The 25,944-nt window shown below is 76.4% G+C and carries 25 protein-coding genes; 19 read left to right on the plus strand and 6 right to left on the minus strand.

Features of this window, described 5'->3' with window-relative positions; genetic code table 11:
• Window positions 1-45: 45 nt before the first annotated feature.
• From ACGF15_RS07415 to ACGF15_RS07430, 4 genes are all read left to right on the plus strand, one after another.
• Window positions 46-453, plus strand: a complete 408-nt coding sequence (locus ACGF15_RS07415; protein ID WP_345615291.1) for a YciI family protein — start codon at window positions 46-48, stop codon at window positions 451-453.
• A gap of 9 nt (window positions 454-462) precedes the next feature.
• Window positions 463-1,608: a DUF6596 domain-containing protein gene (locus tag ACGF15_RS07420; RefSeq protein WP_362611222.1), complete on the plus strand. Its 1,146-nt coding sequence runs from the start codon at window positions 463-465 to the stop codon at window positions 1,606-1,608.
• Between the two features lie 119 nt (window positions 1,609-1,727).
• A complete protein-coding gene (locus tag ACGF15_RS07425; protein WP_345615293.1) occupies window positions 1,728-2,087 on the plus strand; it encodes a DUF6204 family protein in 360 nt (119 codons plus the stop codon).
• 107 nt (window positions 2,088-2,194) lie between these two features.
• Entirely contained in the window at window positions 2,195-2,866 is a 672-nt protein-coding gene (locus ACGF15_RS07430) for a PH domain-containing protein (protein ID WP_392797138.1), read from the plus strand.
• A gap of 176 nt (window positions 2,867-3,042) precedes the next feature.
• Here ACGF15_RS07430 and ACGF15_RS07435 read toward each other — a convergent pair whose 3' ends face one another.
• Window positions 3,043-3,450 carry a RidA family protein gene (locus ACGF15_RS07435; protein ID WP_345615295.1) on the minus strand — a complete coding sequence of 136 codons (408 nt, stop codon included), beginning with the start codon at window positions 3,448-3,450 and terminating at the stop codon, window positions 3,043-3,045.
• 112 nt (window positions 3,451-3,562) lie between these two features.
• On the opposite strand from ACGF15_RS07435, the gene ACGF15_RS07440 reads away from it, so the two are divergent.
• The 3 genes from ACGF15_RS07440 (at window position 3,563) to ACGF15_RS07450 (ending at window position 5,602) form a co-directional block, all read left to right on the plus strand.
• Window positions 3,563-3,946 (plus strand): winged helix-turn-helix transcriptional regulator, encoded by a 384-nt coding sequence (locus ACGF15_RS07440; RefSeq protein WP_392797139.1) that lies wholly within the window; start codon window positions 3,563-3,565, stop codon window positions 3,944-3,946.
• Window positions 3,947-4,346: 400 nt separating this feature from the next.
• On the plus strand, window positions 4,347-4,754 hold the full coding sequence (locus tag ACGF15_RS07445) for a tyrosinase cofactor (protein ID WP_345615297.1): 408 nt from the start codon (window positions 4,347-4,349) through the stop codon (window positions 4,752-4,754).
• A 20-nt stretch (window positions 4,755-4,774) separates the two neighbouring features.
• Entirely contained in the window at window positions 4,775-5,602 is an 828-nt protein-coding gene (locus ACGF15_RS07450) for a tyrosinase family protein (RefSeq protein ID WP_362611233.1), read from the plus strand.
• A gap of 176 nt (window positions 5,603-5,778) precedes the next feature.
• Here the strand turns inward: ACGF15_RS07450 and ACGF15_RS07455 are convergent, their stop codons facing one another.
• Window positions 5,779-6,483, minus strand: a complete 705-nt coding sequence (locus ACGF15_RS07455) for a ribonuclease H (protein ID WP_345615299.1) — start codon at window positions 6,481-6,483, stop codon at window positions 5,779-5,781.
• Between the two features lie 171 nt (window positions 6,484-6,654).
• On the opposite strand from ACGF15_RS07455, the gene ACGF15_RS07460 reads away from it, so the two are divergent.
• The 3 genes from ACGF15_RS07460 (at window position 6,655) to ACGF15_RS07470 (ending at window position 9,677) form a co-directional block, all read left to right on the plus strand.
• The gene (locus tag ACGF15_RS07460) at window positions 6,655-7,275 is read left to right on the plus strand and encodes a histidine phosphatase family protein (protein WP_345615300.1); all 621 of its coding nucleotides are present in this window, start codon (window positions 6,655-6,657) and stop codon (window positions 7,273-7,275) included.
• A 338-nt stretch (window positions 7,276-7,613) separates the two neighbouring features.
• Window positions 7,614-7,814: a cold shock domain-containing protein gene (locus ACGF15_RS07465; protein WP_345615301.1), complete on the plus strand. Its 201-nt coding sequence runs from the start codon at window positions 7,614-7,616 to the stop codon at window positions 7,812-7,814.
• A 336-nt stretch (window positions 7,815-8,150) separates the two neighbouring features.
• On the plus strand, window positions 8,151-9,677 hold the full coding sequence (locus ACGF15_RS07470) for an MFS transporter (protein WP_392797140.1): 1,527 nt from the start codon (window positions 8,151-8,153) through the stop codon (window positions 9,675-9,677).
• Between the two features lie 46 nt (window positions 9,678-9,723).
• Here the strand turns inward: ACGF15_RS07470 and ACGF15_RS07475 are convergent, their stop codons facing one another.
• Window positions 9,724-11,838 (minus strand): SpoIIE family protein phosphatase, encoded by a 2,115-nt coding sequence (locus ACGF15_RS07475; RefSeq protein WP_392797141.1) that lies wholly within the window; start codon window positions 11,836-11,838, stop codon window positions 9,724-9,726.
• 282 nt (window positions 11,839-12,120) lie between these two features.
• Between ACGF15_RS07475 and ACGF15_RS07480 the strand changes: the two genes are divergently transcribed.
• The 7 genes from ACGF15_RS07480 (at window position 12,121) to ACGF15_RS07510 (ending at window position 20,031) form a co-directional block, all read left to right on the plus strand.
• Window positions 12,121-14,091, plus strand: a complete 1,971-nt coding sequence (locus ACGF15_RS07480; RefSeq protein ID WP_392797142.1) for a SpoIIE family protein phosphatase — start codon at window positions 12,121-12,123, stop codon at window positions 14,089-14,091.
• Window positions 14,092-14,457: 366 nt separating this feature from the next.
• On the plus strand, window positions 14,458-15,177 hold the full coding sequence (locus tag ACGF15_RS07485) for a DeoR/GlpR family DNA-binding transcription regulator (protein ID WP_392797143.1): 720 nt from the start codon (window positions 14,458-14,460) through the stop codon (window positions 15,175-15,177).
• Window positions 15,178-15,454: 277 nt separating this feature from the next.
• On the plus strand, window positions 15,455-16,309 hold the full coding sequence (locus ACGF15_RS07490; protein ID WP_345615306.1) for an NAD(P)-dependent oxidoreductase: 855 nt from the start codon (window positions 15,455-15,457) through the stop codon (window positions 16,307-16,309).
• A gap of 169 nt (window positions 16,310-16,478) precedes the next feature.
• Window positions 16,479-17,852, plus strand: coding sequence for a cryptochrome/photolyase family protein (locus tag ACGF15_RS07495; RefSeq protein WP_392797144.1), 1,374 nt, complete (start codon window positions 16,479-16,481; stop codon window positions 17,850-17,852).
• A 222-nt stretch (window positions 17,853-18,074) separates the two neighbouring features.
• Entirely contained in the window at window positions 18,075-18,431 is a 357-nt protein-coding gene (locus ACGF15_RS07500; RefSeq protein ID WP_345615308.1) for a PRC-barrel domain-containing protein, read from the plus strand.
• Window positions 18,432-19,153: 722 nt separating this feature from the next.
• Window positions 19,154-19,738, plus strand: coding sequence for an RNA polymerase sigma factor (locus ACGF15_RS07505; RefSeq protein WP_345615309.1), 585 nt, complete (start codon window positions 19,154-19,156; stop codon window positions 19,736-19,738).
• Window positions 19,735-20,031, plus strand: a complete 297-nt coding sequence (locus ACGF15_RS07510) for a hypothetical protein (protein WP_345615310.1) — start codon at window positions 19,735-19,737, stop codon at window positions 20,029-20,031. Before ACGF15_RS07505 ends, ACGF15_RS07510 begins: the two co-directional genes overlap by 4 nt.
• Window positions 20,032-20,325: 294 nt before the next feature.
• Here the strand turns inward: ACGF15_RS07510 and ACGF15_RS07515 are convergent, their stop codons facing one another.
• Complete coding sequence (locus ACGF15_RS07515) at window positions 20,326-21,297, minus strand: aldo/keto reductase (protein ID WP_345615312.1); 972 nt, start codon at window positions 21,295-21,297, stop codon at window positions 20,326-20,328.
• Between the two features lie 237 nt (window positions 21,298-21,534).
• Between ACGF15_RS07515 and ACGF15_RS07520 the strand changes: the two genes are divergently transcribed.
• Window positions 21,535-22,374, plus strand: a complete 840-nt coding sequence (locus tag ACGF15_RS07520) for a methyltransferase domain-containing protein (RefSeq protein ID WP_362615730.1) — start codon at window positions 21,535-21,537, stop codon at window positions 22,372-22,374.
• 49 nt (window positions 22,375-22,423) lie between these two features.
• Here ACGF15_RS07520 and ACGF15_RS07525 read toward each other — a convergent pair whose 3' ends face one another.
• Both ACGF15_RS07525 and ACGF15_RS07530 read right to left on the minus strand, forming a co-directional pair.
• On the minus strand, window positions 22,424-22,630 hold the full coding sequence (locus ACGF15_RS07525; protein ID WP_345615314.1) for a hypothetical protein: 207 nt from the start codon (window positions 22,628-22,630) through the stop codon (window positions 22,424-22,426).
• A gap of 326 nt (window positions 22,631-22,956) precedes the next feature.
• On the minus strand, window positions 22,957-24,336 hold the full coding sequence (locus ACGF15_RS07530) for an NAD(P)/FAD-dependent oxidoreductase (RefSeq protein ID WP_345615315.1): 1,380 nt from the start codon (window positions 24,334-24,336) through the stop codon (window positions 22,957-22,959).
• 339 nt (window positions 24,337-24,675) lie between these two features.
• On the opposite strand from ACGF15_RS07530, the gene ACGF15_RS07535 reads away from it, so the two are divergent.
• A complete protein-coding gene (locus ACGF15_RS07535) occupies window positions 24,676-25,917 on the plus strand; it encodes a cytochrome P450 (RefSeq protein WP_392797145.1) in 1,242 nt (413 codons plus the stop codon).
• Window positions 25,918-25,944 lie beyond the last annotated feature (27 nt).

The raw sequence follows: 25,944 nt of genomic DNA on the forward strand, positions 1-25,944 counted from the left end.
TGAACGCGGCCACAATGGGCCGTACCAGCACCGAGGAGAGCCACCATGGCGAAGTACCTGCTGCTCAAGCACTACCGAGGCGCTCCCCCGGCGGTCAACGACGTGCCGATGGACCGGTGGACGCCGCAGGAGATCACGGCGCACGTGCAGTACATGAACGACTTCGCGGCCCGGCTGCGCGAGACCGGCGAGTTCGTCGACGGCCAGGCGCTGGCCCCCGAGGGCACGTTCGTGCGCTACGACGGCGAGGGGCGCCCGCCCCTCACCGACGGCCCGTTCCCGGAGACCAAGGACCTCGTCGCAGGGTGGATGGTGATCGACGTCGACGGCTACGAACGTGCGCTGGAGCTGGCCGGGGAGCTGTCGGCCGCACCGGGGGCGGGCGGCAGGCCGATCCACGAGTGGCTCGAGGTGCGCCCGTTCCTGACCGCGCCGCCCACCGTCAGTGAGTGAGGCGCCCCTGTGGACGAGGCGCTGCTGCGCACTCTGATCCCCGGCGTGACCGGCGCCCTCGTCCGCCGCGGGGCTGACTTCGCCGCGGCGGAGGACGCGGTGCAGGAGGCCCTGGCCGAAGCGGTCCGCGTCTGGCCCGCCGATCCTCCGCGGGACCCCAAGGGCTGGCTGCTCACCGTGGCCTGGCGGCGGTTCCTCGACGCCGCTCGGGCGGATTCCGCCCGGCGGCGGCGGGAGGACCGCGTCGGGTCCGAGCCGCCGCCGGGGCCCGCGACGGCGGTGGACGACACCCTCCGGCTGTACTTCCTGTGCGCCCACCCCCGGCTGTCGCCCGCATCCGCCGTCGCGCTGACGCTGCGTGCCGTCGGGGGGCTCACCACCCGGCAGATCGCCGACGCCTACCTGGTGCCGGAGGCCACGATGGCGCAGCGCATCAGCCGGGCGAAGCGCACCGTGTCCGGGGTGCGCTGGGACCGGCCCGGTGATGTGGCCACGGTGCTGCGGGTGCTCTACCTGGTCTTCAACGAGGGCTACGGCGGGGACGTGGACCTGGCAGCCGAGGCCGTCCGGCTCACCCGTCGGCTCGCCGCCGCGGTCGACCACCCCGAGGTGGCGGGGCTGCTCGCCCTGATGCTGCTCCACCACGCCCGGCGCGCCGCGCGGACCGCGTCCGACGGCAGCCTGGTGCCGCTCGCCGAGCAGGACCGCGGGCGGTGGGACACCCGCGCGATCGCCGAGGGCGTCACCATCCTCCAGACGGCCCTGGCGAGGGACCGGCTGGGCGAGTTCCAGGCGCAGGCAGCGATCGCGGCGCTGCACGCCGACGCCCCGTCCGCGCAGGAGACCGACTGGGTGCAGATCGTCGAGTGGTACGACGAACTGGTGCGCCTGACGGGCAGTCCGGTGGTGCGGCTGAACCGGGCCGTGGCGGTCGGCGAGGCGGACGGGCCCCGTGCCGGGCTCGCGGAGCTCGACGCACTGGACGCGGCGCTGCCCCGCCACACGGCGGCGGCCGCCTATCTGCACGAGCGCGCCGGTGATCCGAGCACGGCGGCCCGCCTGTACGCGGAGGCGGCGCACAAGGCGGGCAGCCTCGCCGAGCGCGACCACCTGATGCGCCGGGCCGCCCGGCTCAACGCCCGCCGACGCCCCTGACGCCCCGGGCCGCACCCCGGGGCCGTCGGCGGGCCGTCGGCGGGCCGTCGGCGGGCCGGGGGCGGAGCCGCCGGAAAACGCGGTGGAAGCGTGCGGGCGGCGCTGGCTAGGGTCGCGCCATGAGTACGCGTACCTTCCGCATCACCGTCCGCGGTGTCTTCGACGGGCTCAGCGCCGAGCAGCGGGCCGAGCTCCTGGCCCGTGCCGAGGAGCACGACGTCCTGCGCGCGGCCTTCACTCCCGAGGGGCACCTGAGCTACGACCTGGCGGCGCGGGCGGCGTTCACCTTCCGCTTCCGTGACACGGGAGAGGAGGAAGAGGACATTCTGACGGCCACCGAGCGCGCCGAGGAGGCGGCCAGGGCCTGGCTGACCGGGCGCGGCTACGGTTTCAGGAACCTCCGGAGCAGCGCCGAGGACCTGTCCCTGGCCCCGCTGGGCAAGCGGCAGCGCCGTGAGGCGACCCGGCGGACCGGCTGATGCCGGGCGCGGGGCAGCACCCGCCCCCGGCGGCGGCACCAGACGGGCGGAGGAGCCCCGCAGGACTGCCCCGGGAGTACCGGGCGGGGGCGGGGCGGACCGCCCCCGTGGTGGTCGCCGCGGTCCTCGCGGCGGTCGGCGCGGGCTTGCCCGTGTGGGCGGCGCCGGATGTCGCGGGCTGGGTTCAGTGGCTGGTCGCGCTGGTCCTCGGCGGGCTCTGCGCCTGGTTCGCCGCGGGGGCCGCGCGGGCTGCGACGGTGGCCGACGCCGACGGGCTGCGGGTGCGGGGCTTCCTCCGCGTCAGCCGCCTGCCCTGGTCGGAGGTGCAGGACATCCGGACGGAGGCCAACCCCGCCGCCGGGACGCAGCGCCGGGCCCCGCTGCGGGTGTCGCACGCCTACGGCCCGCGCGGCAGGCGGGTGGCGTTGCGGTACGTGGACGACGCACGAGTGGACCTGGACCGCGAGATCGCGTTCCTGCGCCGTGTGTGGCGGGAGCGGCGCGGTGACACCTGGACCCGGGAGGCGGGCGTGGCGCGCCGTATCGCGCACGGTGAGTCACTGCGGTCGGCCGTGGCGGTCGGGGTGGCGTCGGCGATGCTGTCCTTCGTCCCGCTGGCCGTGCTGATGCTGCTCCCCCTCTTCGGGGCCGTTCCGGCGCCCGTCGCGGGGGTGCTGACGCCCTGGGCCGTGATGGGCCTCGGAGTTCCGGCGGCGTTCGGGACGGGGGCTGCGCTGTCCTACCGGCGCGCCCGCCGCGCGGGGGGCCGGGGGCTCTGAGCGCCCGGCCGCGGATGCGCTCGGCGTCCGCGGGGGTTCGCGCCGGGGCCCGGACACCGGCCGCCCGACCTGCGCCGGTCCGCGGCGGCGCTTCCCCGGGCCGCGCCCCGGGGCGGGGGAACGCCGGGCGGGGCTGGCCGCCCCGTCGGAGGACGCGCGGCCCCGCCCGGCGGGGTTCAGTCGAGGACGGCGACGGCTTCGACCTCGACCAGGTGTTCGGGGACGTCCAGCGCCGCCGCGCCGAGCAGGGTGGCAGGCGGCACGGGGAGCGTTCCCAGCACCGCGGACGCACGGGAGATCCCCTCCATGAGCAAGGGCATCTTGTCGGGTGTCCAGTCGACGACGTGGACGGTCAGCTTCGCCACGTCACCGAAGGAGCCGCCGACGGCGTCGAGGGCGGCGGCGACGTTCAGGTAGCACTGCTCGACCTGGCGGGCGAGGTCGCCCGCACCGATCGTGGTGCCCTGCGCGTCCCAGGAAACCTGCCCGGCGACGAAGACCAGCCGGGATCCGGTCGCGACGGACACCTGCCGGTAGGGGTCGACCGCGGGCAGTGCCTCGGGGTTCACCAGGGTGACGGCCATGCTGCGCTTCTCCTCGTCTCAGGAGACCAATGGTCTCTTGTGGTTACTGGGAAACCGTAGGAGAGTGTGCGCTGACATGGAAGAACGCACTTTCTGGTGACGGGGGAACCTCATGGTGACCAAGCAGCTCAGCGACGGATCCGACGGAAAGGGAGATCTGACCCGGGCGGACTCGCTGGCCCGGGAGATCTTCTCGGACATCGCCAACAAGTGGGCCCTGCTGATCATCGAGGCGGTGGGGGAGCGCACCCTGCGCTTCACCGAGCTGCGCGGCGAGGTCGAGGGGATCAGCCACAAGATGCTGACCCAGAACCTGCGCATGCTGGAGCGCAACGGCCTCGTCGACCGCCGGGTGCACCCCACCGTGCCGCCGCGCGTGGAGTACACCCTCACCGAACCGGGGCGGGCCCTGCGGGCGACGGTGGACGGGATGTGCGCCTGGACCCAGCGGCACCTGGACCACATCGAGACCGCCCGCGGCCGCTTCGACGGCTGAGACCCGCGCGGCGGGCGGGGACGCGGCGCAGGACGGGAGGGCGGACACCGGGGGCGGGCGATGGTTTTCGGCACCGGGCTCCGCCCTCGCGCCCGAGCGCGATGGCATATGTTCCGGACATGTTCACGACGTGAAGTAGGGCGCACCGAACAGCCCTCGACTGAAGGATTTACCGCAGGAAATCGCTTCGACGGCGGAATATCCGGCTCCACGGGCGGCGGCCAACCCCTCGGAGCAAGATCGACTTTGTTCAACCCCGTACGTTCTGCGCTGAGTTGTCCGTTGAGTGACCCAACCTTTCGCGGCTGTTTCCGATCGGCGGCCTCACGCCGGTAGACCTGGTGCCGGCGGTGCCGACCACACCGCCGCCGCAATCGCAGCCACTTGGGGGGAATCTCTCGTGTCCCGCATCACCCGCCGCCAGGCACTCGGCGCCGCCGTGGGAGCAGCCGTCGGCACCGCCGGCGTCGCGCTCGTCGGCGCCGCCCCGGCGGCCGACCGCCGCCCCGCCGCCACCGGGCACCCGGCGCAGGACCACCGCGACCCGAAGGCGTTCGACGAGGTCTACCTCGGGCGCCGCATCCAGGGCGCGCCCGCCTCCGGCGGCCACACCGGCCACGGCGGCCACCACGGAGCCGGCTGGACGGTCCGCGTCGACGGGGAGGAGCTCCACGTCATGCGCAACGCCGACGGCACCTGGATCAGCGTGATCACCCACTACGAGCCCGTCGCCAGCCCGCACGCCGCGGCCCGCGCCGCGGTGCGGGAGCTCCAGGGCGCCCACCTCGTCCCCTTCGACCACGTCTGAGCCGGAAGGCGAACCACACCATGACCGTCCGCAAGAACCAGGCGGAGCTGTCCTCGGCGGAGAAGCGCGCGTTCACCGGCGCGCTCCTGGAGCTGAAGAGCAGCGGCCGCTACGACGCCTTCGTCACCACGCACAACGACTTCATCATGCGGGACACCGACCACGGCGAACGCGTCGGGCACCGCTCGCCGTCGTTCCTGCCGTGGCACCGGCGCTTCCTGCTGGAGTTCGAGCGCGCACTCCAGTCGGTGGACCCCTCCGTCGCCCTGCCCTACTGGGACTGGACCGTCGACCGCACCCCGGCCGCGTCCCTGTGGGCGAGCGACTTCCTCGGGGGCACGGGGCGCAGCCGCGACGGCCGGGTCACCGACGGCCCGTTCGCGGCGTCCGACGGCAACTGGGACATATCCGTCCGTGTGGACGGGCGCGACTTCCTGCGCCGCACCCTGGGCTCCGGCGGCCGCCAGCTGCCCACCCGGGCCGAGGTGGAGTCGGTCCTGGCCATGGAGACCTACGACATGCCTCCGTGGAACAGCGCCTCCGACGGCTTCCGCAACCACCTCGAAGGCTGGCGCGGCGTCAACCTGCACAACCGGGTGCACGTCTGGGTCGGGGGCCACATGGCCACCGGTGCCTCGCCGAACGACCCGGTGTTCTGGCTCCACCACGCCTATGTCGACAAGCTGTGGGCCGACTGGCAGGCACGCCACCCCCGCTCCCGCTACCTGCCCGAGGGCGGCACGCCGAACGTCGTGGACCTGCACGAGACCATGCGGCCCTGGGGAGACGTCACCCCGGCCGACATGCTCGACCACACCGCGCACTACACCTACGACACCGCGGCCTGAGCCCGGCCCGCGCCCCGGCGGGCCCCAGGGACGCCGCCCGCCGCCCGCCGCCCGCACGGCGGGCGGCGCAGGCGGGGCGCACCGTGCGGAGGGGGACGGTGCGCCCCGCGCGGCGGGCGCGGCAAGAGGGACGGGGGTCCCGGGGAGGGGCCGCGGCACCGCCCTCCCAGCGGAACTCAGCCGGCCGCCTCGGCGCGGCCGCACGCGGGGTGGCCCCAGCCGTCGCCGTTCCTGGTGATGGTCTCGCCCTTGGCGTAGGAGCGGCCGCAGCGGCAGCGCCCCGGGAACCTGGCCTTCACCGAGGCGCCCGAAGCCCCGCCGGACCGCCGCTCCCCGCCACGGGCCGGGCCGCGCCCGGATCCCGGACGGGAGGGCTGCCGGGCGGGGACCGGCTCGGGCGCGGGAAGGGCGGAGCCCTGCGCGGAGCCCGCCGCCTCCTGGGTCCGCGCCACCTGGCTGGCGGCGGCATCGGCAGCCGCGTTCAGCGGGTCCCCGTCCACCTGATGCGCCGGTACATGGACGAACCGCACGTCACGGCCCGTCAGAAGCCCGTCGATCGCCACGACCAGATCGCGGTTGGCGACGGGCGAACCGGAGGCGGTCCGCCACCCCTTCCGCCTCCAGCCGGGAAGCCAGGTCGTGACGGCCTTCATCGCGTACTGGGAGTCCATCCGCACCTCCAGCGGCTGCGCGTCGTCCGTGGCCTCCAGCAGCTCCCGCAGCGCGGTCAGCTCGGCCACGTTGTTCGTGGCCCGGCCCAGGGGACCCGCCCGCCAGCTCTCGACCCGTCCGTCGTCTCCCGACACCACCCACGCCCATGCCGCGGGACCCGGGTTGCCCTTCGACGCCCCGTCACACGCGGCAATCACTCGCTCGACCATGCCGCGATGCTGCCACGGCGGCCGCGCGGACCGGCAATCGGGCCGGTCCCGCGGGCCCGGCACCGCGGCGGCCCGGCCGCGGGTGCCGTGTCGGGGCCGGGCGGATCTTTCGAGGAACCGGGCGCCGGGGCGGGGGCGTCCTGCAGCAGGAGACGATCACGGAGGCTGACGATGACCACGGCGGCGCGCCACCTGTATCTCGCCCGGCACGGGCAGGCCTGCGAGGACGAGTCCCGCCTCACGGCCGACGGCGAACGGCAGGCGAGGCTCCTGGGGCGGCGGCTCCGCGGCGTCCCGCTCGCGGCAGTCCACCACGGCCCCCTCCCCCGGGCCGCGCGGACGGCCCGGCTGATCGCCGAGGAACTGGACGGTGTGCCCGTGTCCGTGTCCGAGGCCGCCGGCGACTACCTGCCGTACGTCCCCGAGCGGCGGGAGCTCCCGGAGTCCCTCGCGGACTCCGTCCTGGAACGCCTGGCGCTGTTCCCCCCGCAGGAACGGGAGCCCGGGCCGCGGCTGGCCCGGGAGGCCGTCGCCCGGTTCACCGGACCGGTCCCGGGGGACGCACCGCGCCACGAACTGGTGGTCACCCACGCCTTCCTGATCGCCTGGCTGGTCCGCGAGGCGATGGACGCCCCTCCGTGGCGATGGATCGGCCTGAACCACGCCAACGCGGCGCTGACCGTCATCCGCTACGCGCCCGGCCGGCCGGCCTCGGTACTGCTGTACAACGACACGGGCCACCTTCCCGGTGCCCTGCGCTGGACCGGTCTCCCGCCGGAGCTGCACGTCTGAGCCCGGTGCCCGGGACGCGCACCGGGGGCTGCGGTCGCCACCGGCCTGCGGTGCGGTCCGGCGGCAGCCCCCGCACCCGGGTGGCGCACGCCGCACGTCCGGTCGCCGGGCGCCCCCGCACGCCCTTCGGGGCCGGCGGCAGCCCGCCCGCGGCGTCGGGGGGCGGGGGGCCGGCCCGCCCGCCGGGCGGCGTTCTTCGAGGGGACGTGGACGCCCCGTCGGGCGCGTACAGCGGGGAACGGGGGCCGGGCAGGGTAGAACGATCCGGGGCCCGCCACGCAAGGCGCGGCCCGCCACCATCCCGGCCGGGGTCCCCGGCGAGAACGAAGGACGGCAGTATGGCCAGCGGCACCGTGAAGTGGTTCGACGCCGAGAAGGGGTACGGCTTCATCGCCCAGACGGGCGGGCCGGACGTCTTCGCCCACTACAGCAACATCTCCGGCAACGGCTACCGCGAGCTCACCGAGGGCGAGGCGGTCACCTTCGAGGTGGCGCAGGGCCCGAAGGGCCCCCAGGCGGAGAACATCGTCCGCGGCTGACCCCTGGCGGCGGAAGGGGCCGAAGCCGGCGCCCCTTCCGCCCCGGCCCCGGCCCCGCAGGCCAGGGGCCACGGCGCCTTCGGGGCCGGGACCTCTGTGCGCCCGATGCGAGGAGGCGTTCCTCCAGTGGTCCGGACGGGGCGGCGCCGGGAGCCCGGAGGGGCCGGCGGGACGCGTCCGTGCGGCGCGGTGCCCGCGTCCGGGGCACGTCGGGGGAACACGCGGACGGTGGAGGCCCACCGGGGCGGCGAGCTGACACAGTGTCCGTTGCACGGGCCGCGCAGCAGGCCGGGCCGCGGTGGTCCGCGGCGCAGTCGCGGCGGAAAGGTGGTGGCTGTGACGTCCCCTTCCCCCGAGGGGCCCCCGGCGGACGGCCCGGGGCACGAGGGCGCCGGACCGGCGGCCGACTCCCCGCGGCGCTGGGGAGCGCTCGCGGTCTGCCTGCTCGCCGGGTTCATGACCCTCCTGGACGTCTCCATCGTCAATGTGGCGCTCCCGTCGATTCGCGAGGGGCTCGACGCCTCGGAGGCGGCGCTCCAGTGGGTCCTGTCCGGCTACGCCCTGGCCTTCGGGCTGATGCTGGTGCCCGCCGGGAGGCTCGGCGACGCCCGCGGCAGACGGGCGGTGTTCATGGTGGGACTCGCCCTGTTCACGCTCGCCTCGGCCGCCTGCGGTGCCGCCACCTCCGGTACCTGGCTGGTGGTGGCCCGCGCCCTCCAGGGGTTCGCGGGCGGGCTGGTGACGCCTCAGATCTCGGCGCTGATCCAGCAGTTGTTCACCGGGCCCGAACGGGGCCGGGCCTTCGGGATGTTCGGCACCGTCGTGGCCGTGTCCACGGGCGTGGGCCCGCTGCTGGGAGGGCTGCTGATCCACCTCGCCGGTGCGGAGCACGGCTGGCGCTGGGTGTTCTATGTGAACCTGCCGATCGGTGCGGTCTGCCTGGTGCTCGCGGCCCGGCTGCTGCCCGACACGCCCACGGCGGGCCGGCTGGCGCTGCGCCGGCTGGACCCGGTGGGCGTACTGCTGCTGGGGGCCGGGGTGCTGACGCTGCTGCTGCCCTTCGTGGAGTCGCAGGTGTGGCCGGGGCCCTGGCGGTGGCTGCTGCTCGGTGCCTCGGTGCTGGTCCTCGGCGCCTTCACGGCCTGGGAGCGGTTCTGGGCGGGTCGCGGAGGCGAGCCGGTGGTCAAGCTGTCCCTGTTCCGGGTGCGCGGCTACTGGCTGGGATGCCTGCTGATCCTGTTCTACTTCGCCGGGTTCACGTCGATCTTCTTCGTGTCGACGCTCTACCTCCAGAGCGGCCTGGGGTACACCGCTCTGCTGGCAGGGGCGGCGCTGACGCCGTTCGCGCTGGCGTCCGGGGTGTCGGCGACGGTGGGCGGCAGGCTGGTGAGCCGGTTCGGCAGGCCGCTGATCGCCACCGGCCTGGCGCTGGTGGCCGTGGGCCTGGCCGGGACGGCGCTCGCGGTCCACCTGGTGCCGGGCCGGGGGGTGGGCTGGGCCATGGCCGGACCGCTGCTGCTGGCGGGGCTGGGCAGCGGGCTGGTGATCTCGCCGAACCAGGCCCTGACGCTGGCCGAGGTGCCGGTGGCCCATGCGGGCAGTGCCGGCGGCACGCTCCAGACCGCGCAGCGGGTGGGATCGGCCATCGGGATCGCGGCGGTGGGCGCGGTGTTCTTCGGGCGGCTCGACGGCGGCGCCTGGGCGGCGGCGTACGACGCGGGTCTGCTGGTGTCGGTGGCGTTCGTCGTCGCGGCGCTGGCCATCGCGCTGGCGGACGTGGTGGCGGGGCGGAGCCGGGCCGCCCGCCCGGCGGAGCGGGAGGCCGCCGCCTCCGCGGACGGGCCGTGCGAGCACAGCACCTGAGGTGCACCGGCACGGGGCACGGCCCCGGTGCCGGCCCGGTACCCGGTCAGGGCGGGATGTCGATCTCGGCCCAGATGGTCTTGCCCTCGGGGGCGTAGCGGGTCCCCCAGTGGGCGGCGAGCCGGGAGACGATGAACAGCCCGCGGCCGCCCTCGTCGACGGTGCGCGCATGGCGCAGGTGGGGCGTGACCTGGCTGCCGTCGTGGACCTCGCAGGTGAGGGAGGAGGTGTGCAGCAGCCTCAGGGTGACCGGTGGCGCCCCGTAGCGGACGGCGTTGGTGACGAGTTCGCTGACGAGCAGTTCGGCGGCGTCGGTGACCTCCGGGGGGAGCCCCCAGGAGGCCGCCTGGCGGCGCAGCAGCCCGCGCGCCGCGGCGGGCGCCCGGTCCCCGTGGTCGAGTTCCCAGGTCCCCTGGTCGCTCGCGGCGACCGCACCGGTGCGTGCGAGGAGCAGCACGGTGCCGTGGGTGGTGGCGACCGTGTTGTAGACGACGGCGTCGCACAGTTCGTGCAGGGGGCGGTCGGTCGGGGTGAGGACCTCGTCGAGGGGGCGGCTCCCGGCGCCGGACAGGAGACCGGGTTCCCCCGTGTACAGCGCGATCAGGGAGCCGGGTTCGAGTTCGACGGTGCGGGTGCCGTAGGGGGAGGTGTCGGCTGTCGCGGAGGCCAGGGGCGGGCCGTGGGGCACGTCGAGGACCGCGCCCCGTCCGTCGGGTGCCAGCACCGCAGGGGTGATCCCGCCGGCCCCGGCCAGGGTGCACCGGCGGGTGAGCGGGTCGTAGATGGCGTAGACGCAGGAGGCCGTCAGGGGCTGGGGGCGGGTGTCGCCCGCGGGGTGCGCGGCCCGCTCCCGGGCCAGGGTGGAGGCCGTGTCGTGGAGCCGGGCGAGCAGTTCGTCGGGTTCGAGGTCGAGCGAGGCCAGGGTGCGTGCGGCGGTGCGCAGCTGCCCCATGGCGGCAGCGGTCTGGATGCCGTTGCCGGTGACGCGTCCGACGGTGAGGGCGGTGCGGGCCCCGGAGAGGGGGATGACGTCGAACCAGCAGCCGCTGTTGCGTCCGGGGAGGTAGACATGGGCGGTCTCGACGGCGACGAGGGAGCGGAGCTGGCCGTCGGGGGGCAGCATGCGGCGCTGCACGGTGGAGGCGATGGAGTGCTCGCGTTCGTAGCGGCGCGCGTTGTCGACGCTGAGCGCGGTGTGCGCGGCGAGCGCCGTGGCGAAGGACAGGTCGTCGGACCGGTAGGGCTCGGAGCCCTTGCAGCGGTAGAGGCTGATCAGGCCGAGCGCGGTGCCGCGCAGCGCGAGCGGCACGACGAGGAGGGAGTGCGCCCCGTAGTCGCGGATGGCCCGGGCCCGGTCGGGGTCGGCCGCGAGCCATGCGGTGTCGGGCGGGATGCGCACCAGGCGGGGCCGCAGGTCGCCCAGGGCCTGGGTGTAGGGCGTGGGGTGCGGCAGGCTGCGGACGTCGCCGACGGGGTGCGCCGGTCCGCTGCCGCCCTCCGGGCCGAGGAAGGCCGTGCGGCGCAGCGGTGTGCCCTGGCCGAAGGGGCCGAGGGGCAGGTCGGCTCCGCGCAGCATCTCGTCGATGATCTCCACCACGGCGATGTCCGCGAAGGCGGGGACGACGGCCTTCACCAGGTCCTCGCAGGTGGTGGCCAGGTCCAGGGACTGCCCGACGCGCGCGCGGACGGCGTCGAGCGAGGCGGCGCGGGCGGCGGCGCGCTGGCGCTCGGTGACGTCCGCGACCATGGCGAGCACCCCGGCGGGCTCCCGCCCAAGCGGCCCGACGGGGTGGACGGCGAGTTCGTAGATGCGGCGGGACTCGGTCCCGGCCGCGTGCCCCGTGACCCTCAGCCGGGACGGCCGCCGGGTGCTCAGGGTCCGGGAGACGATCGCGTCCGCGTCGTCCGGCGGATCGAGCCGGTAGACGTCGCCGAGGGCGCGGCCGAGGACCGGCAGCCCCCGGGGCAGGCCGCCGAGGGGGCCCACGCGCTCGATGCGCAGTTCGCGGTCGAGGGCGTAGACGGCCACCGCGGCCTGCGCGAACAGGGCGTCCATGACCGCCTCTCCGAGGGGGTCCTCCCCGTTCCCGTGGAGCGGCAGCGGACGGTCCCGGGCCTCGGGGGCCGGTCCCGGCCGGTGCCTCGCAGCGGGCTCCTCCACCGTCGTACCGCCTTCCCGACGCGGGCCGGGCGCGCGCGGCGGACGCGTCCCGGTGCCTCCAGGTTCGGACGTGGGGGCACCGGGCGCCACCCGGCCGTGGCCGCGCAGGCCCGGGTGCGTCTGGCCATGTCGAGGAGGCGGTGTTCCGCGCGCCGGACGGCGGTCCGTGGTCCGCACCGCCGTCGCCGTCCCGGAAGGTGTCCGCCTCATGGCCGAGGGGGCCGAGGGGCCGAGGGGGCCGCGCTGCTCGCGCGGCTGGTCCGCTGCGAGAGCCCGGGCGCCGTGCTCGAGGCGCTGGCCGCCGCGGGCGCCCGGGCGGTGCCGCCCGGGCGCAAGACGCTCTATGTGCGGCGCGGCGACGCCCTCGACGCGTACCGGGCCGGAGGCGACGCGGAGCACGGCGCCGAGGTGCCGGAGGCCGAGGTGCGGGCGGTGGTCCGCGGCGGGCGGCGCGCGGTCGCCGGGTACGGGGGGCGCTCGGTGCTGCTGGTCCCGCTGGAGTCGGGGGGTGAGCGGCTCGGTGCGCTCGCCGTCGAGGCCGTCCCGGGCGGGACCGCCCGCGGGACGGCCGCGCACCCCTCCGGCCCCCCGGGCCGCGGGGGCGGCGGGCTGGACCTGGTGGCGGACTGCTGCGCGCCCGCCCTGCGGGCGCACTCCGTGCGGGGGCCGCCGGCGGACGCGATGGAGGCGGCGCGGGCGGGTGTCTTCGCCTGGGACCTGACGGCGGACGACGTGTACCGGGACGAGCGGACCTGCACCGTCTTCGGGGTGGACCCCGGCGCCTTCGACGGGAGCGGGGAGACGTTCTTCCGGCGTCTGCACCCGGACGACGTGCCCCCGGTCCAGGGCGCGATCGCCGAGGTCACCGCCTCGGCGGCGGGGACGGTGCGCGCGGACGGAGCCGCCGGTGCCTACCGGATCGGCTACCGCGTGGTGCACGGGGACGGCAGTGTGCACCGCCTGACGGAGCTCGGGCGGGTGGTGCCGGACGAGCGGGGGCGCCCGGTGCGTGCCCTGGGGCTGGTGTACGAGTCCGGGGACGGGGACGGCGCGCCGGAGGCGGCGCCGCGCACGGGCGGGGCGCGGGACGCGTTCCTCCACACGCTGACCCGGGCCCTGTCGCGGGCGGTGACGGTCGCGGACGTGACACGGGTAATGACGGATCTGGCGCGCCCGGCGCTGGGGGCGGAGAACCTGGTCCTGGGAGTGGTGGAGGGCGGTCGGCTGCAGATCGTGGGAGGGAGCCGTGTCGCGCCCGGGCCGCGTCGGCTGCGCGCCGCGGCGCACGAGGCGATGGCCGGGGCGGCCGTCCGGGAGCGGCCGCTGTTCGTCGAGGACCTGTCGGGCCCCTGGGGCGCGGCCGCCGCGGGGGCGCTGCCGCCGCGGGCGTGGGCGGTGCTCTCACTCGGTCCGGTGGACCGGGCCCCCGGGGCCTGTCTGATCCCCTTCGCCGGGCCCCGCCGCTTCGGCGCGGAGGAGCGCACCTTCTACACGGCCGTGGCGGTCATCCTCGCGCAGAGCCTGGAGCGGGCACGGCTGTTCGACACGCAACTCCAGCGGGCGACCGACCTCCAGCAGGGGATGCAGATCGGCGGCGACTGGTACGACGCGCCGGCCCTCGGGGACGGCACCGCGGCCCTGGTGATCGGGGACGTCCAGGGGCACGACGCCCACGCCTCGGCGGTGATGGGCCGGCTGCGGGTGGCGCTGCGCGCCTGCGCGGAGCCGGGTCTGGCTCCGGGCGCGGTGCTGGGGCAGGTCAACCGGGTGCTCTGCGACCTGGACACGGACCGCTTCGCCACCTGCGCCTACCTGGTGCTCTCCCCCGCCGGCGGAGTGCTGCGCGGGGCGCGAGCCGGGCACCCGCACCCGGTGCGGGTGGGGCCGGGGGCGGTGGAGGAACTGCGGCTCGACGGGGGCCTGCCGCTCGGTGTGGACCCGGGGGCGGTGTATCCGACGACCGCGGACGTGCTGGGCGGCCGGGACGTCCTGCTGCTGTTCACCGACGGCCTGGTCGAGCGGCGCGACGCCGACATCGACACCTGCGTGCGCGGCATGGCGGAGGACCTGCGCCGGTGGCGTGCCGGGGCCCGCGGTCGCGGCGAGGACCTGGACGCCCTGGTGGACTTCCTGGCGGGGCGCGAGGCCCCGGACCGGATCGACGACGTGGCCCTGCTGGCCGTGCGCCGCGGCGGCTCCGCGCCGGGGCGCGGGAGGGAGCCCCGGCCCGGGCGGGCCTCTGCGGGCGCATGATCCGACGAGTCACCGCCGCGGGTGACCGGGCGCGTAGCCGGGCGCGGGCGGGGGGAGGGTGGCGGTGCCCGACCTTCCCTGCGACCGCGACGGGGGCACGCCGCCGATGCACCTGAGCCGAGCCCGGCACCACGGGCGCCCCCGCCCCCGCCCCGGTCCCGCCGTGCCTGTCCCGGGGCTCCGGCACACCGCCGGGACCCGGAGGGAGACGGCCAGGGCCGCGTCCACCGCCGCGCGCCGGGTGGGCCCGTGAGGGGCGGGGAGCGGCCGCTCCCCGGCACCGGGCGCCTCCCGGGTCAGGCGGGTGACGGCCGCGCGGCCCGGCCCGCCGGGGCCGGGGAGCGCCGCCGGGCCGTCCTGGCGGCGGTGCGACGGGAGGGGCTGGTGCGGGTCGACGTGCTGGCCGGGCTCTTCGGCGTGTCCCGCGAGACGGTGCGGCGCGACCTGAAGGCCCTGGAGGACGACGGTCTGGTGCGGCGCACCCACGGGGGCGCCGTGGCGCGGGCGGGCCCTGCCGCGGGGCCTCCCCCGTGGCAGGGCCCGCCCGCGCCGCCGCAGGCGCCGCGGATCGCCCTGGCCGCCGCGCGGCTGCTGGGCGTGTCGGAGACCGTGTTCGTCGACGAGGGCCCGGTGGCCTGCCTGGTGGCCGAGGCGCTGCCGCAGGACCGGGCGCTGACGGTGGTGACCGCCTCGCCTTCGGTGGCGGCGCTGCTGGCCGGGGCCGCGCACACCACCGTACTGCTGCTCGGGGGCCGGGTCCGGGCCCCCGGCACGGCGGCCGCGGACGCCTGGACGGTGCGGATGCTGGCGGGCGTCGCCGTGGACCTGGCCTTTGTCGGGGCCGACGGCGTCTCCTGCGACTTCGGGCTGACCACGGCCGATCCCGCGGTGGGCGAGGTGCGGGCGCAGGCGCTGCGCAGCGCCGGGCGGCGGATCCTCGTCGGGGCGCACGCCGTGTTCGGGGTGGTGCGGCTGTGCCGCTTCGGCGAGGTGGCGGACCTGGAGGCGGTCGTCACGGACACCGGGCTACCCGTGTCCGAGGCCCGGCGGTACGCGGCGCTCGGGCCGCGGGTGGTGCGGGCCTGATCCGCCTCGGCGGACACGGGGGCGGGCACGGCCCGTCCCGTGCTCCCCGGCGGGCGCACGCGGCCGGGCGGCCACCGTGGACCGTGCACCGGGTACGGGAACGACCGTCGAGGAGGCCCGGTGGCACCGCGTCCCGCCGCCGCGCGCTGATCCACGGTCTACGGCGGGACAGCCCGTAGTCTGACCCGGCGTCCGACGACGTGTCGGGGCCCACGGCGCGCGCCGGGCCCCTTCGCGGTGCGCACTTCGCCGATCCCCGACGGGAGTTGCCTCCACCATGACCCCACGCGTGGCCGTCCTCGGAACCGGCATGATGGGCAGCGGCATGGCCCGCAGCCTGCTGCGGGCCGGACTCGACGTCGCGGTGTGGAACCGCAGCGCCGAGCGGGCCCGTCCGCTGGCCGGGGAAGGCGCCCTCGTCGCCGCGACACCCGGGCAGGCCGTGGCGGGCGCCGGGACCGTGGTCACGACGCTCTTCGACGCGGAGTCCGTGGCGGCCGTGATGTCGGCCTGCGCGGATGCCGTCGCCGGGGACGCGGTGTGGCTCCAGTGCACGACGGTGGGGGTCGACGGCGCCCGGAGGCTCGCCGAACTCGCCTCGCGGCACGGGCTGCGGACGCTGGACGCTCCGGTGCTCGGCACCCGCGGCCCGGCCGAGCAGGGCGAGCTGACGGTCCTCGTGTCGGGCCCGTCGGAGCTGCGCGAGGCCGTGGCGCCGGTGCTCGCGGCCATCGGGACCCGCACCCAGTGGGCGGGCGAGGCCTACGGGGCGGCCAGCCGTCTGAAGCTCGCGGCCAACGCCTGGGCCGCGACCCTGGTGAGCGGGGTCGCGCAGTCGCTCGCCCTGGCCAGGCGGCTCGGCCTGGAGCCGCAGGACTTCCTGGACGCGGTCGCGGGATCCGCGGTCGACGCCCCCTATGTGCGGCTCAAGGGGGAGGCGATGATCAACGAGGACTGGACGCCGTCCTTCGGGATCGCCACCCTGCTCAAGGACCTCGACCTGGTCAAGGAGGCCATGGACGGTTCGCATACCGACAGCACCCTCCTCGACGCGGTGCGCGCGCGCTTCGCCGCGGCGTCGGAGCAGGGCTACGCCTCGGCCGACATGGCGGCCGTGTCCACCGCGTACTGACGGCACCCGGCCCGGGCCGGGCCCTCCCGGGGGAAGCGCCCCCGCGCGGCTCGCCCGCGCACGCGCCGGGCGGGGGGGGTGCGGCGGGCCGCCCCGGCGCATCCGATCGGGCGGCGGGCGCCGAACCCACCGTGTACCGCCCCCACCCCGCTTGCCGAGGAGCCGCGCCATGAGCGTCGCGATCGTCCTGTTCACCTCCGATCTGAGGGTGCGGGACAACCCCGTGCTGAGGGCCGCGCTGGACGCCGCCGACGACGTCGTCCCGCTGTTCGTCCGGGACCGGGGCATCGAGGCCGCGGGCTTCGGTGCACCCAACCGGGCGGCGTTCCTCGCCGACTGCCTCACCGACCTGGACGCGGGGTTGCGGGAGCGCGGTGGCCGCCTGGTCGTCCGTTCGGGCGATACGCCCCGGGAGGTGGCGCGGGTCGTGTCGGAGACCGGCGCGCGCGAGGTGCACATGGCCGCCGGGGTCAGCGCCTACGCGGTGCACCGCGAGGAGCGGCTGCGGGCGGCGACGGCGGGGGCGGGGGCGGAACTGCGGGTGCACGAAGGCTCGGTGACGGCCGTGCCGCCGGGGGCCGTGCTGCCCGCGGGGTCCGACCATTTCGCCGTGTTCACCCCGTACTTCCGGCGCTGGTCGCGCGAGAGGCTGCGGGCACCGCTGGGGGCCCCTCGCCGCGTGCGGGTCCCCGCGTCCACCGCCTCCGAGGAGGTGCCCGCCCGGAAGGCGGTGGAGGGGGTCGCCCCGGGGGTGCCGGCCGGCGGGGAGAGCGAGGGCCGGGAGCGCTTCCTCACCTGGAAGCGGCGGGACCTCGACGCCTACGAGGACCGCCACGACGACCTGCCCGGGGACGCGACCTCGCGGCTGTCGCCCTTCCTCCACTTCGGCGCGGTCTCCGTCGGCGAGCTGGTGCACCGGGCCCGGGAGCACGGGGGCGCGGGGGCGGACGCCTTCGTACGGCAGCTGTGCTGGCGCGACTTCCACCACCAGGTGCTCGCCGCCCGGCCGGCGGCGTCGTCCGCGGACTACCGGGACCGCCGGGACCGATGGCGCGGCGAGCGGGAGGCGGCGGACGAGATCAGCGCCTGGAAGGAGGGCCGCACCGGCTACCCGGTGGTCGACGCGGCGATGCGGCAGCTGCTGCACGAGGGGTGGATGCACAACCGGGGAAGGCTGCTCGCCGCGTCCTTCCTCGCCAAGACCCTGTACGTGGACTGGCGCATCGGGGCGCGCCACTTCCTCGACCACCTGGTGGACGGGGACGTGGCGAACAACCAGCTGAACTGGCAGTGGGTGGCCGGGACCGGGACGGACACCCGCCCGAACCGGGTGCTGAACCCGCTGGCGCAGGCCCGCCGGTACGACCCGCGGGGGGAGTACGTCCGCCGCTGGGTGCCGGAGCTCGCGGAGGTCGAGGGGAGCGCGGTGCACACGCCGTGGCGCCTGCCCAGCGACGTGCGGGGGAGGCTGGACTACCCCGACCCCGTGGTGGCGCTGGAGGACGGCCTGGCCCGCTTCCGGCAGGCCCGCGGCACCGGCTGACCCGCCCGGTCGGCCCGGCGGGCGCCGCGGCGCGGGGCGCCGCCGTCCCCCGCAGCGTGCCGGCCCCGCCGCCCCCGGAGCACTCCGCACAGGTGCCTACAGCGCGCGCGTCGCCGGACAGTGCGGGCACGATGGGAGTCCAGGCCCGCTGCGCGGGCATCCGCGCCCTTCCCGGTCGGCAGCCCCGGCCCGGGTGCGGCGGCGAGGGCAAGGAGAGAGACCGTGGTCCGAAGCGCTGACATCCGCGAGTGGCGCAACCAGGAGGTCGTGGACGAGGAGGGCAAGAAGATCGGCACCTTGGAGGCCGTCTACGTCGACACCAGGAGTGACGAACCGACCGTGATCACCGTGGCCATGGGGTTGCCCACCCGGCGCCGCCTGACCTTCGTGCCGCTGCTCGACGCCGTCGCCGGCCCGGGGTACATCCGGGTCGCGTACTCCAAGAACCAGGTCAAGGACGCCCCGAGCATGGGCACCGACGACGTCCTGCCCGCACAGGACGAGGAGGCGGTCTTCACCCACTACGGGCTGCCGTACGAGCCGGGCCCGAGCGGGGAGCGCCAGCTGGCCCGTCGCTGACGGGGGGTACGGCCCCGGCCGCACCCCGACGATGCCGCCCCCGGCCCTCCGGCCGCGGGCGGCATCGCCCGTGCGGGCACCGGCCGCCCTGGTGGTGGCGGACCGTCACCCGCCCCTGGCCGGACACCCGCGCCCCCGCCTCACCCTTCAGGGGCGCGGGAACGGGCTGCCGTGCGCGGGGCGCACGCGGGCGCCGCGGCGGACCCGCTCCTCCCGGGGGCCGTACCGGCGGGTCGGGCACCCGGTACGGGCGGGGGCAGGGGTCGGGCACCCGGTACGGGCCGGGGCAGCCCGCCAGGACCGCACCACGGCGTCGTGGATCGGGGAGTTCCCCGGATCGGGGCCGTCCCGGCGCGACGCCCCTGCGGTCGCGCCGGGCCGTCCGCCGCGCGGCGGTGCGAAGGACTCCGTACCCCTGTCGACGAACAGCGGGTGCGCCGGGCGTACGCCGGACCCAAAGTATCCATCGGATAACGAATGACGCTTTCCCGGGGCATAGGCCATGAGATTCAGACAATTTGGTCCGCAGTCAGGCAGGGGCGGCGCATGGCCGGGGCCTCCGAAGCCCCGGCCCCCGGCGGACAGCGGATCGGACGCCGGGCCGGCCCCTGCCGACACCCCACCGGTCGGGTGTCCCGGAGACCCGGGCACCGAAGCGGGGCCGCCGGATGCGACCCGGCGACCCCTTCTCGACCGCCCCGCAACCAGAATTGGGGAAGGCCTTGAACCAGCAGGTTATCCGAAGAACGCCCCGGTCAGCGCCCGCATCGGCCGTCCAGCACGCGCGGGAGGGCGACGAGGAGGCGTTCGCCGCGCTGTACGGTGCCTACCGCCAGGAGGTCCTGGGCTTCGTGCGCTCCCGGGTGCACGACACCCATCTCGCCGAGGACCTCACCAGCGACACCTTCGTGCGGGCGCTCGGCGCGATCGGACGCTACTCCCCCGGCGGAGCCGACATCGGGGCCTGGTTCTGCGCCATCGCCCGCAACCTCGTCATCGACCACTACCGCTCGTCGCGGGTGCGCCGGGAGGTGCTGGTCGCGGACAGCAGGGCGTTCTCCTGTGCCACCGCCGCCTCGGCGGAGGAGAGCGCCCTCGGCGGGCTCGCCCGCGAGCCGGTGCGGATCGCGGTGGCCTCGCTGCCGCAGCGTCACCGCACGGTGCTGCTCCTGCAGTACTGGGGCGGATGGCCCAACGACCGGATCGGGCAGGCGCTGGGCGGGCGGAGCCCGGGGGCGGTCAAGGCCCTCCGGCGCAGGGCGCTGCAGCGGCTGCACGTGGTCCTCGGCCCGGACGGACCGGCATGAGGTGGCGTCAGCCGCCGGGCGGGCGACGGCTCCCGGGCAGCGGGGGCGGGGACTCCGTACGGGAGGAGGGCGGCGGGACGCCGCCGCTGCCCCTCACGGTGCCCGGGCCCGCCCCGGGTCCGGGCCGGACGCTGGCACCGGCCGAGGTGCACCGGGTCCTGCTGCACTGCGCCCTGGACGCGGCAGGGGTGCGGCTCACCCCGGCCGACCACGCGGCGGTGGCGGACATCGCACGGCTCGACTTCGGCGCGGTGGACCGTGTGATCGGCTGGCTGGCGGCGGCCCGGTCCTAGGGTGGCCAGATGGGCCCGGAGTCCGGCGGGGAGCTCCCCGTCGGGCTTGGTCAGGAGCTTCCCGCACTCCTCGGCGCGGTGCCGGCGGTGCGGGGTCCCGGTCACCGTGCCGGTGGCCGCGTCGAAGGCCGCGAACAGCGTGGTGGTGCCGGCGCGGACGTCGTCGTGGCCCGCCCGCTCGGGTTCCCCGGGCCGCATCGGCGGCACCGGCCGGGACCGGTCCGGCGCCCGGATCGGCGGCTCCTCGTCCGCACACGGGACCAGCGCCCGCTCCGGCGAACGGCTCCCCGGCGGTCAGGGCAGCGGCCCGCCCCGGGCGCTCAGCCAGATCGCGTACCACTCCTCGTGGTCGAGTTCCGGCCCGCGCCCGAGGGCGTCGGCGCAGGCCCTGATGCGCTCCGGGCGGGTGCTGCCCACCACCGGGGCGATACCCGCCGGGTGCCGCTGCAGCCACCACAGCAGCACCGTCTCGGGCGTCGTGCCCTTGGCGCGGGCGAGTTCGGCGACGAGCCGTGCCGTCGCCGCCTCCTCGGGTGTCGACTCCCCTCCCGTGTAGCGGCCCTGGGCGAGGGCTCCCCAGGCCTGCAGCCGCACACCGCTGTCCCGGCAGTACTCCAGCGTCCCCGGCGGGAAGCCGAGCGCCGTGGCGGCGGGCGTGTTCACGAGCACCCCGGCCTCCAGCCAGTCCCGCCGGTGCAGGCTCAGCTCCAGCTGGTTGACCGTGAGCGGGAGGTCCAGACGTGAGCGCAGCGACTCGATCTGGGCGGCGGACATGTTGGAGACGCCGAACCGCCTCACCAGCCCCTGCCGGTGCAGACCCGCAAGGGCCTCGGCGACGTCGTCCGGGTCGGCGAGGGGGTCGGGCCGGTGCAGCAGCAGGACGTCGACGTGATCGGTGCGCAGCCGCGCCAGGCTCTCCTCGACACGGTGGGCGATGGTCCGCCCGCGCAGGTCGTAGACGCCCGGACGCCCCCCGTCCGCGAGGCGGATGCCGCACTTGGTCTGGAGCGTGAGCCGGTCCCGCAGCCCCGGGGCGCGGGCGAGCACCTCCCCGAACACGGCCTCGGACTTGCCGTGCCGGTAGATGTCGGCGTGGTCGAAGGTGGTGACGCCGATCTCCAGGGCGGCCTCGACGGCCGCCTCCGCCACGGCGACGTCGTCCGCGCCGTAGGGCTCCGGTCCCCAGCTGCCGCCGAGCCCCATGCACCCGTAGACCAGGCGCTCCCCGCCTCCGTCCGCCCTCCGCGGTGCCCCGCCGTCCGTCACGTCCGCTCTCCTGACCGTCCTGTCCGCCGCATCGCGGCCACCCTACGGGCCGGGGGCGCCTGCCGGGCACGGCGGAGGCGGTGCGTGGTGGGGCGTGAGCGCTGCGTGGCCCCTGTTGGGGGCCGTGCGCACGGCTCCTACCCTGGTGGGGAGGGGCGGGACGGACCATCCGCACGAACCCCGCCCCGCGGCGGCCCGCCGGGCCGCCGCGGGGCGGGGTGTCCCGAAGGAGTCCCGATGACCGAGGCGATCGGCGCGGCCGAGGCCGACCGTGCCCTGAAGAGCAGACACCGCGCGATGTGGGCGCTCGGGGACTACGCCGCGCTGGCCTCCGAGCTGATCCCCGCGCTGGGCCGCAGGCTGGTCGACGCCTGCGGGATCGGCGCGGGCCAGCGGGTGCTGGACGTGGCGGCCGGTGCGGGGAACGCCGCGATCCCGGCTGCCCTGGCCGGGGCCGAGGTCGTGGCCACCGACCTCACCCCCGCACTGCTGGAGAGGGGGCGGCAGGCGGCCGAGGAGAGCGGGGTGCGGCTGGACTGGCGGGAGGCCGACGCCGAGCAGCTCCCGTTTCCCGACGCGGCCTTCGACACGGTCATGTCGTGCGTCGGGGTCATGTTCGCGCCGCACCACGAGGCGACCGCCGCGGAGCTGCTGAGGGTCTGCCGCCCCGGCGGGACGATCGGGCTGATCAACTGGACGCCGCAGGGGTTCATCGGACGGATGTTCGCGGTGATGAAGCCCTATGCCCCCACGCCCCCGCCGGGCGCGCAGCCCCCTCCGCTGTGGGGTGACGAGGCGTATGTCCGGGAACTGCTCGGCGAGGGCGTCTCCGAACTCGGCATGCGCAGGGAGATGCTGCGGGTGGAGAGTTTCGCCACCCCCGAGGCCTTCCGGGACTACTTCGCCACCCGCTACGGCCCGGCGATCGCGGTCTACCGGGGTGTCGCCGACGACCCCGGCCGCACGGCCGCCCTCGACCGCGAACTGGCGGACCTCGCACGCCACCACGGGGACCCTTCGGGGTCCGGGGCGATGGACTGGGAGTACCTGCTGGCCGTGGGGCGCCGGACGGGGTGAGCCCCGGCCGGCCCCGGCCCGGAGCGCCCGTGCGCTGCGGGAGGCGTGCTCAGGCGAGGCGGTCGGTGGCGGCGTGCACGGCCGTGTGCACGGTCTCCTCGATGTCACCCGTGGCGTCGTCCACGCGGCTGAGGGTGTCCCCCGTGTGACGGGCCTCGTCCAGGGAGCCGGTCTGGGCGGCGGGCGGCGGGCTGACGGCGGCGATCACCGCACCGGTGGCGAGGGACATGACGGCGAGGAGGCTGCGCTTCTTCATGCCCCGTTCAACTGGCGAGAGGTGCGGGGGGACACGGGTGGGGACGAGGAAGTTCACGCCGACCGGGGCACGGGAGCGGACGGCCGTGCCGTGTGCGGCGCGGCACCGCGGCCCGCCCCCGGTGTTGCGGACGGGGCGGCCGGGGAGGCCCGGCGGCCCGGCGGGCGTGCGCGGGCGCCCCCGCGCACGCCGTGCTCCGCCGCCGCACCCGGGGTGCCGCGGCGGAGCACTCCGCACGCCCCTTCACGGCCCGGCCCCGCCCCGGCGGGCGTGCCCCGCGCGCGGCGGTTCGCGCCACCGCGCCGGGCGCGCGGCCGGGGTCCGGGTCATCCGGTGGGCGGTCCGTCGAGACCGGCCCGCAGCGAGGCGGTGTGCTCCCGGACCTGCTCGGGCGTCAGATAGGCGTCGACGAACTCGGCGTCCCGCAGCGTGGCCGGCCTGCGGGCCAGGAAGCCGGTGCGCACGAAGTCGTCGCCCGCGACCGCGTTGAGGAGCCAGTTGGTCATCACACGGATCTTGGCGACGTTGGTCCGCAGTGCGCTCCAGTGGTAGCCGCGGGCGACCGCCTGGGCCGGCAGCCCCCGCAGTTCGATGCCGAGGGGCTTGGAGACCGCGTCCTTGCCCCCGAGGTCGACCACGAGCCCGAGGTCCTTGTGGGTGTAGGGGCGCAGCGGGGCCCCCCGCAGGACGGCGACGACGTTGGCCGCGGCCCTGCGGCCCTGGCGGCTCGCGTGCTGGGCCGTGGGCGGGCAGACGGCGTCCCCGCCCTTGGCGAGGTCCGGCACGGCGGCCGCGTCGCCCAGCGCGAACACCCCGCCCACCCCGGGGACGGTGAGGTCGGGCCGCACCACCAGGCGGCCCCTGGCGGTCTCGGTCCCCAGGGTGGCGACGAGCGGGCTGGCGGCCACGCCCGCGGTCCAGATGAGCGTGCGGCACGGCAGCACCCGGCCGTCGGTGAGCGTGACCTTCTCCGGCCCGGCCTCGGCCACGGAGACACCGAGGGACACCTGGATCCCGCGGCGGCGCAGGATGCCGAGCGCCACGTCCCCGAGCCGCTCCCCCAGTTCGGGCATGAGCCGCGGTGCGATGTCCACCAGGTGCCAGGTGATCTCCCCGGGGTCGAGCCGCGGGTAGCGCCTGACGGCACCGGCCGTCAGGCGCTGGAGGCAGGCGGCCGTCTCGGTGCCCGCGTAGCCGCCGCCGACGACGACGAACTGGAGGCGGGAGGCGCGCTCGGCCTCGTCGTGGCTGGCATCGGCCAGATCGAGCTGGGCGATGACGTGGTCGCGGATGTACACCGCCTCGGCCAGGGTCTTCATCCCCCGCCCCTGCTCCGCGAGCCCGGGGATGTCGAAGGTGCGGGTGACGCTGCCGGGCGCCAGCACCAGGAAGTCGTAGCGCTGGGCGACGGTGTCGCCGGTGATGTCGCGGATCACGCACACCTTCGCCGCGGTGTCCACGCCGATCGCGCCGCCGGGGATGATGCGGGTGCGGTGGCGGCGGCTGCGGCGCAGCGAGAGGGCCACCGACTGGGGGGTGAGGACCCCGGCCGCGACCTGGGGCAGCAGTGGCAGGTACAGCTGGTACGAGAACGGCGTGACCAGCACGATCTCCGCTTCGGATGCCGAGAGCTCGCGTTCCAGTCGGCGTACGCACTCGACCCCGGCGAAGCCGGCGCCCACCACAAGGATCTTCGGTCGTGCCACGGTCTTTCCGTCCCTTCTGCGACGGTCGGTTCTCCGCGCCGGCCGCGGTGACCTCCCCGGCTCCGGCGGGTGGTCCCGTCGCCGGACGGGCCCCGGGGACGGGCCGCGCCACGACGATTCTCCGCCAGCAGGCCGATCCCTGCCTGCGCAGCGGCGAGAGGTGCGCCGCAGCGCGCGGTGGGCGGCGCGCGTGTCCGTGGCCTGCGGGTGCCCGCGACGAGGCGGTGTCATGCCCCGGGCGGAGACCTCACCGGCCGCCGGGTCCCTCGCCCTCTGTGATCGCCCGTGTGGCCGGATTAGGCTGCCCGGGACCGACCGTGTCTCACCTGTGGAGTGTTTGTGGAACTGAAGCAGCGCACCCTCTTCGTGCTGGATCCCGAAGCCGATCCGGCGGCGCAGGCAAGGGAGTTGCGCCAGCTGGGCCCGCTGGTGGCGGTGGAGCTGCCGGGCGGGGTGGCGGCGTGGACGGCGACCGATCTGGGCACCGCGCAGCGGGTGATGGGCCACGAGGACCTGACCAAGGACGCCGCGCACTGGCCCGATCTGGCCGAGGGCCGGATACCGGACGACTGGGAGCTGATCGCACTGGTCCGCGGGGCGGCGATGCTCCATCAGGGGGGTGCGGAGCACCGGCGGCTGCGGAGTCTGGCGAGCGCGGCGTTCACCCGGGCGCCGATCGAGGCGCTGCGTCCGCGGATCGAGGCGATCGCGGAGGAGCTGCTGGACGCCGCGGAGGCCTCCGGCGCGAGGACGCTGGACCTGCGGGAGCAGTTCGCCTATCCGCTGCCGGTGCGGGTGATCTGCGAGGTGCTCGGCGTCCCGGACTCCGCGGTGGCGGAGCTGCGGGACCGCTTCGAGCGGCTGGTGACGCCGGGGGCGGCGGGCGACATCCGCACGGCGGTGGCGGACATCCACGCCTCGCTGGGCACCCTGGTGGCCGCGAAGCGGGCGGCGCCGGGCGAGGATCTGACCACGGCGCTGATCCAGGCGCGCGACGAGGAGGACCGGCTCACGGAGCAGGAGCTGGTCGAGACGCTGTTCCTGGTCCTGATCGCGGGGCACGAGACGACGATCAACGGCATCACCAACACCGTCCACGCGCTGCTGGAGGACCGGCAGGCGCTCGCCCGGCTGCTGGAGTCCGAGGATCCGGGCAGATGGGCGGCGGCGGCGGACGAGGGGCTGCGCTTCTCCTCGCCCGTCCCCCACGCGCTGATGCGCTACGCCCTGCGGGACACGGAGATCGCCGGGGTGCGGGTGGCCCGGGGCGAGCCGGTGATCGCCAGCCTCTTCGCCGCGGGCCGGGACCCGGGCCGCCACGAGGACCCGGAGCGGTTCGACCACACCCGGTCCACGGTCCGCGACCACGCCGCGTTCGGCTTCGGTGCGCACTACTGCCTGGGGGCCCGACTGGCGCGGCTGGAGACGGAGGTGGCCCTGCGGACCCTGTTCGGCCGCTGGCCGGAGCTTGCGGCCGCTCCGGGGGCGCAGCGGCTGTCGTCCATCGCGCTGCAGGGCTTCCGGACGCTGCCGGTGCACCTGGCCGGGCGGGGCGCGGACGGGGCCGTCCCGGCGGGCTGAGCCGCGCCGCGGCGGCGGGGACGGCCC

The organism is Streptomyces sp. NPDC048001 (genome assembly GCF_043203115.1).
In the GTDB taxonomy this organism is placed as follows: Bacteria; Actinomycetota; Actinomycetes; order Streptomycetales; family Streptomycetaceae; genus Streptomyces; species Streptomyces sanyensis.

What these genes read in the sequence shown, in the direction of transcription:
- ACGF15_RS07415 (WP_345615291.1), top strand. Translation starts at nt 46, where the DNA reads ATGGCGAAGTACCTGCTGCTCAAGCACTACCGAGGCGCTCCCCCGGCG.
- ACGF15_RS07425 (WP_345615293.1), top strand. Translation starts at nt 1,728, where the DNA reads ATGAGTACGCGTACCTTCCGCATCACCGTCCGCGGTGTCTTCGACGGG.
- ACGF15_RS07435 (WP_345615295.1), bottom strand. Translation starts at nt 3,450, where the DNA reads ATGGCCGTCACCCTGGTGAACCCCGAGGCACTGCCCGCGGTCGACCCC.
- ACGF15_RS07440 (WP_392797139.1), top strand. Translation starts at nt 3,563, where the DNA reads ATGGTGACCAAGCAGCTCAGCGACGGATCCGACGGAAAGGGAGATCTG.
- ACGF15_RS07450 (WP_362611233.1), top strand. Translation starts at nt 4,775, where the DNA reads ATGACCGTCCGCAAGAACCAGGCGGAGCTGTCCTCGGCGGAGAAGCGC.
- ACGF15_RS07455 (WP_345615299.1), bottom strand. Translation starts at nt 6,483, where the DNA reads ATGGTCGAGCGAGTGATTGCCGCGTGTGACGGGGCGTCGAAGGGCAAC.
- ACGF15_RS07460 (WP_345615300.1), top strand. Translation starts at nt 6,655, where the DNA reads ATGACCACGGCGGCGCGCCACCTGTATCTCGCCCGGCACGGGCAGGCC.
- ACGF15_RS07465 (WP_345615301.1), top strand. Translation starts at nt 7,614, where the DNA reads ATGGCCAGCGGCACCGTGAAGTGGTTCGACGCCGAGAAGGGGTACGGC.
- ACGF15_RS07490 (WP_345615306.1), top strand. Translation starts at nt 15,455, where the DNA reads ATGACCCCACGCGTGGCCGTCCTCGGAACCGGCATGATGGGCAGCGGC.
- ACGF15_RS07495 (WP_392797144.1), top strand. Translation starts at nt 16,479, where the DNA reads ATGAGCGTCGCGATCGTCCTGTTCACCTCCGATCTGAGGGTGCGGGAC.
- ACGF15_RS07510 (WP_345615310.1), top strand. Translation starts at nt 19,735, where the DNA reads ATGAGGTGGCGTCAGCCGCCGGGCGGGCGACGGCTCCCGGGCAGCGGG.
- ACGF15_RS07520 (WP_362615730.1), top strand. Translation starts at nt 21,535, where the DNA reads ATGACCGAGGCGATCGGCGCGGCCGAGGCCGACCGTGCCCTGAAGAGC.
- ACGF15_RS07525 (WP_345615314.1), bottom strand. Translation starts at nt 22,630, where the DNA reads ATGAAGAAGCGCAGCCTCCTCGCCGTCATGTCCCTCGCCACCGGTGCG.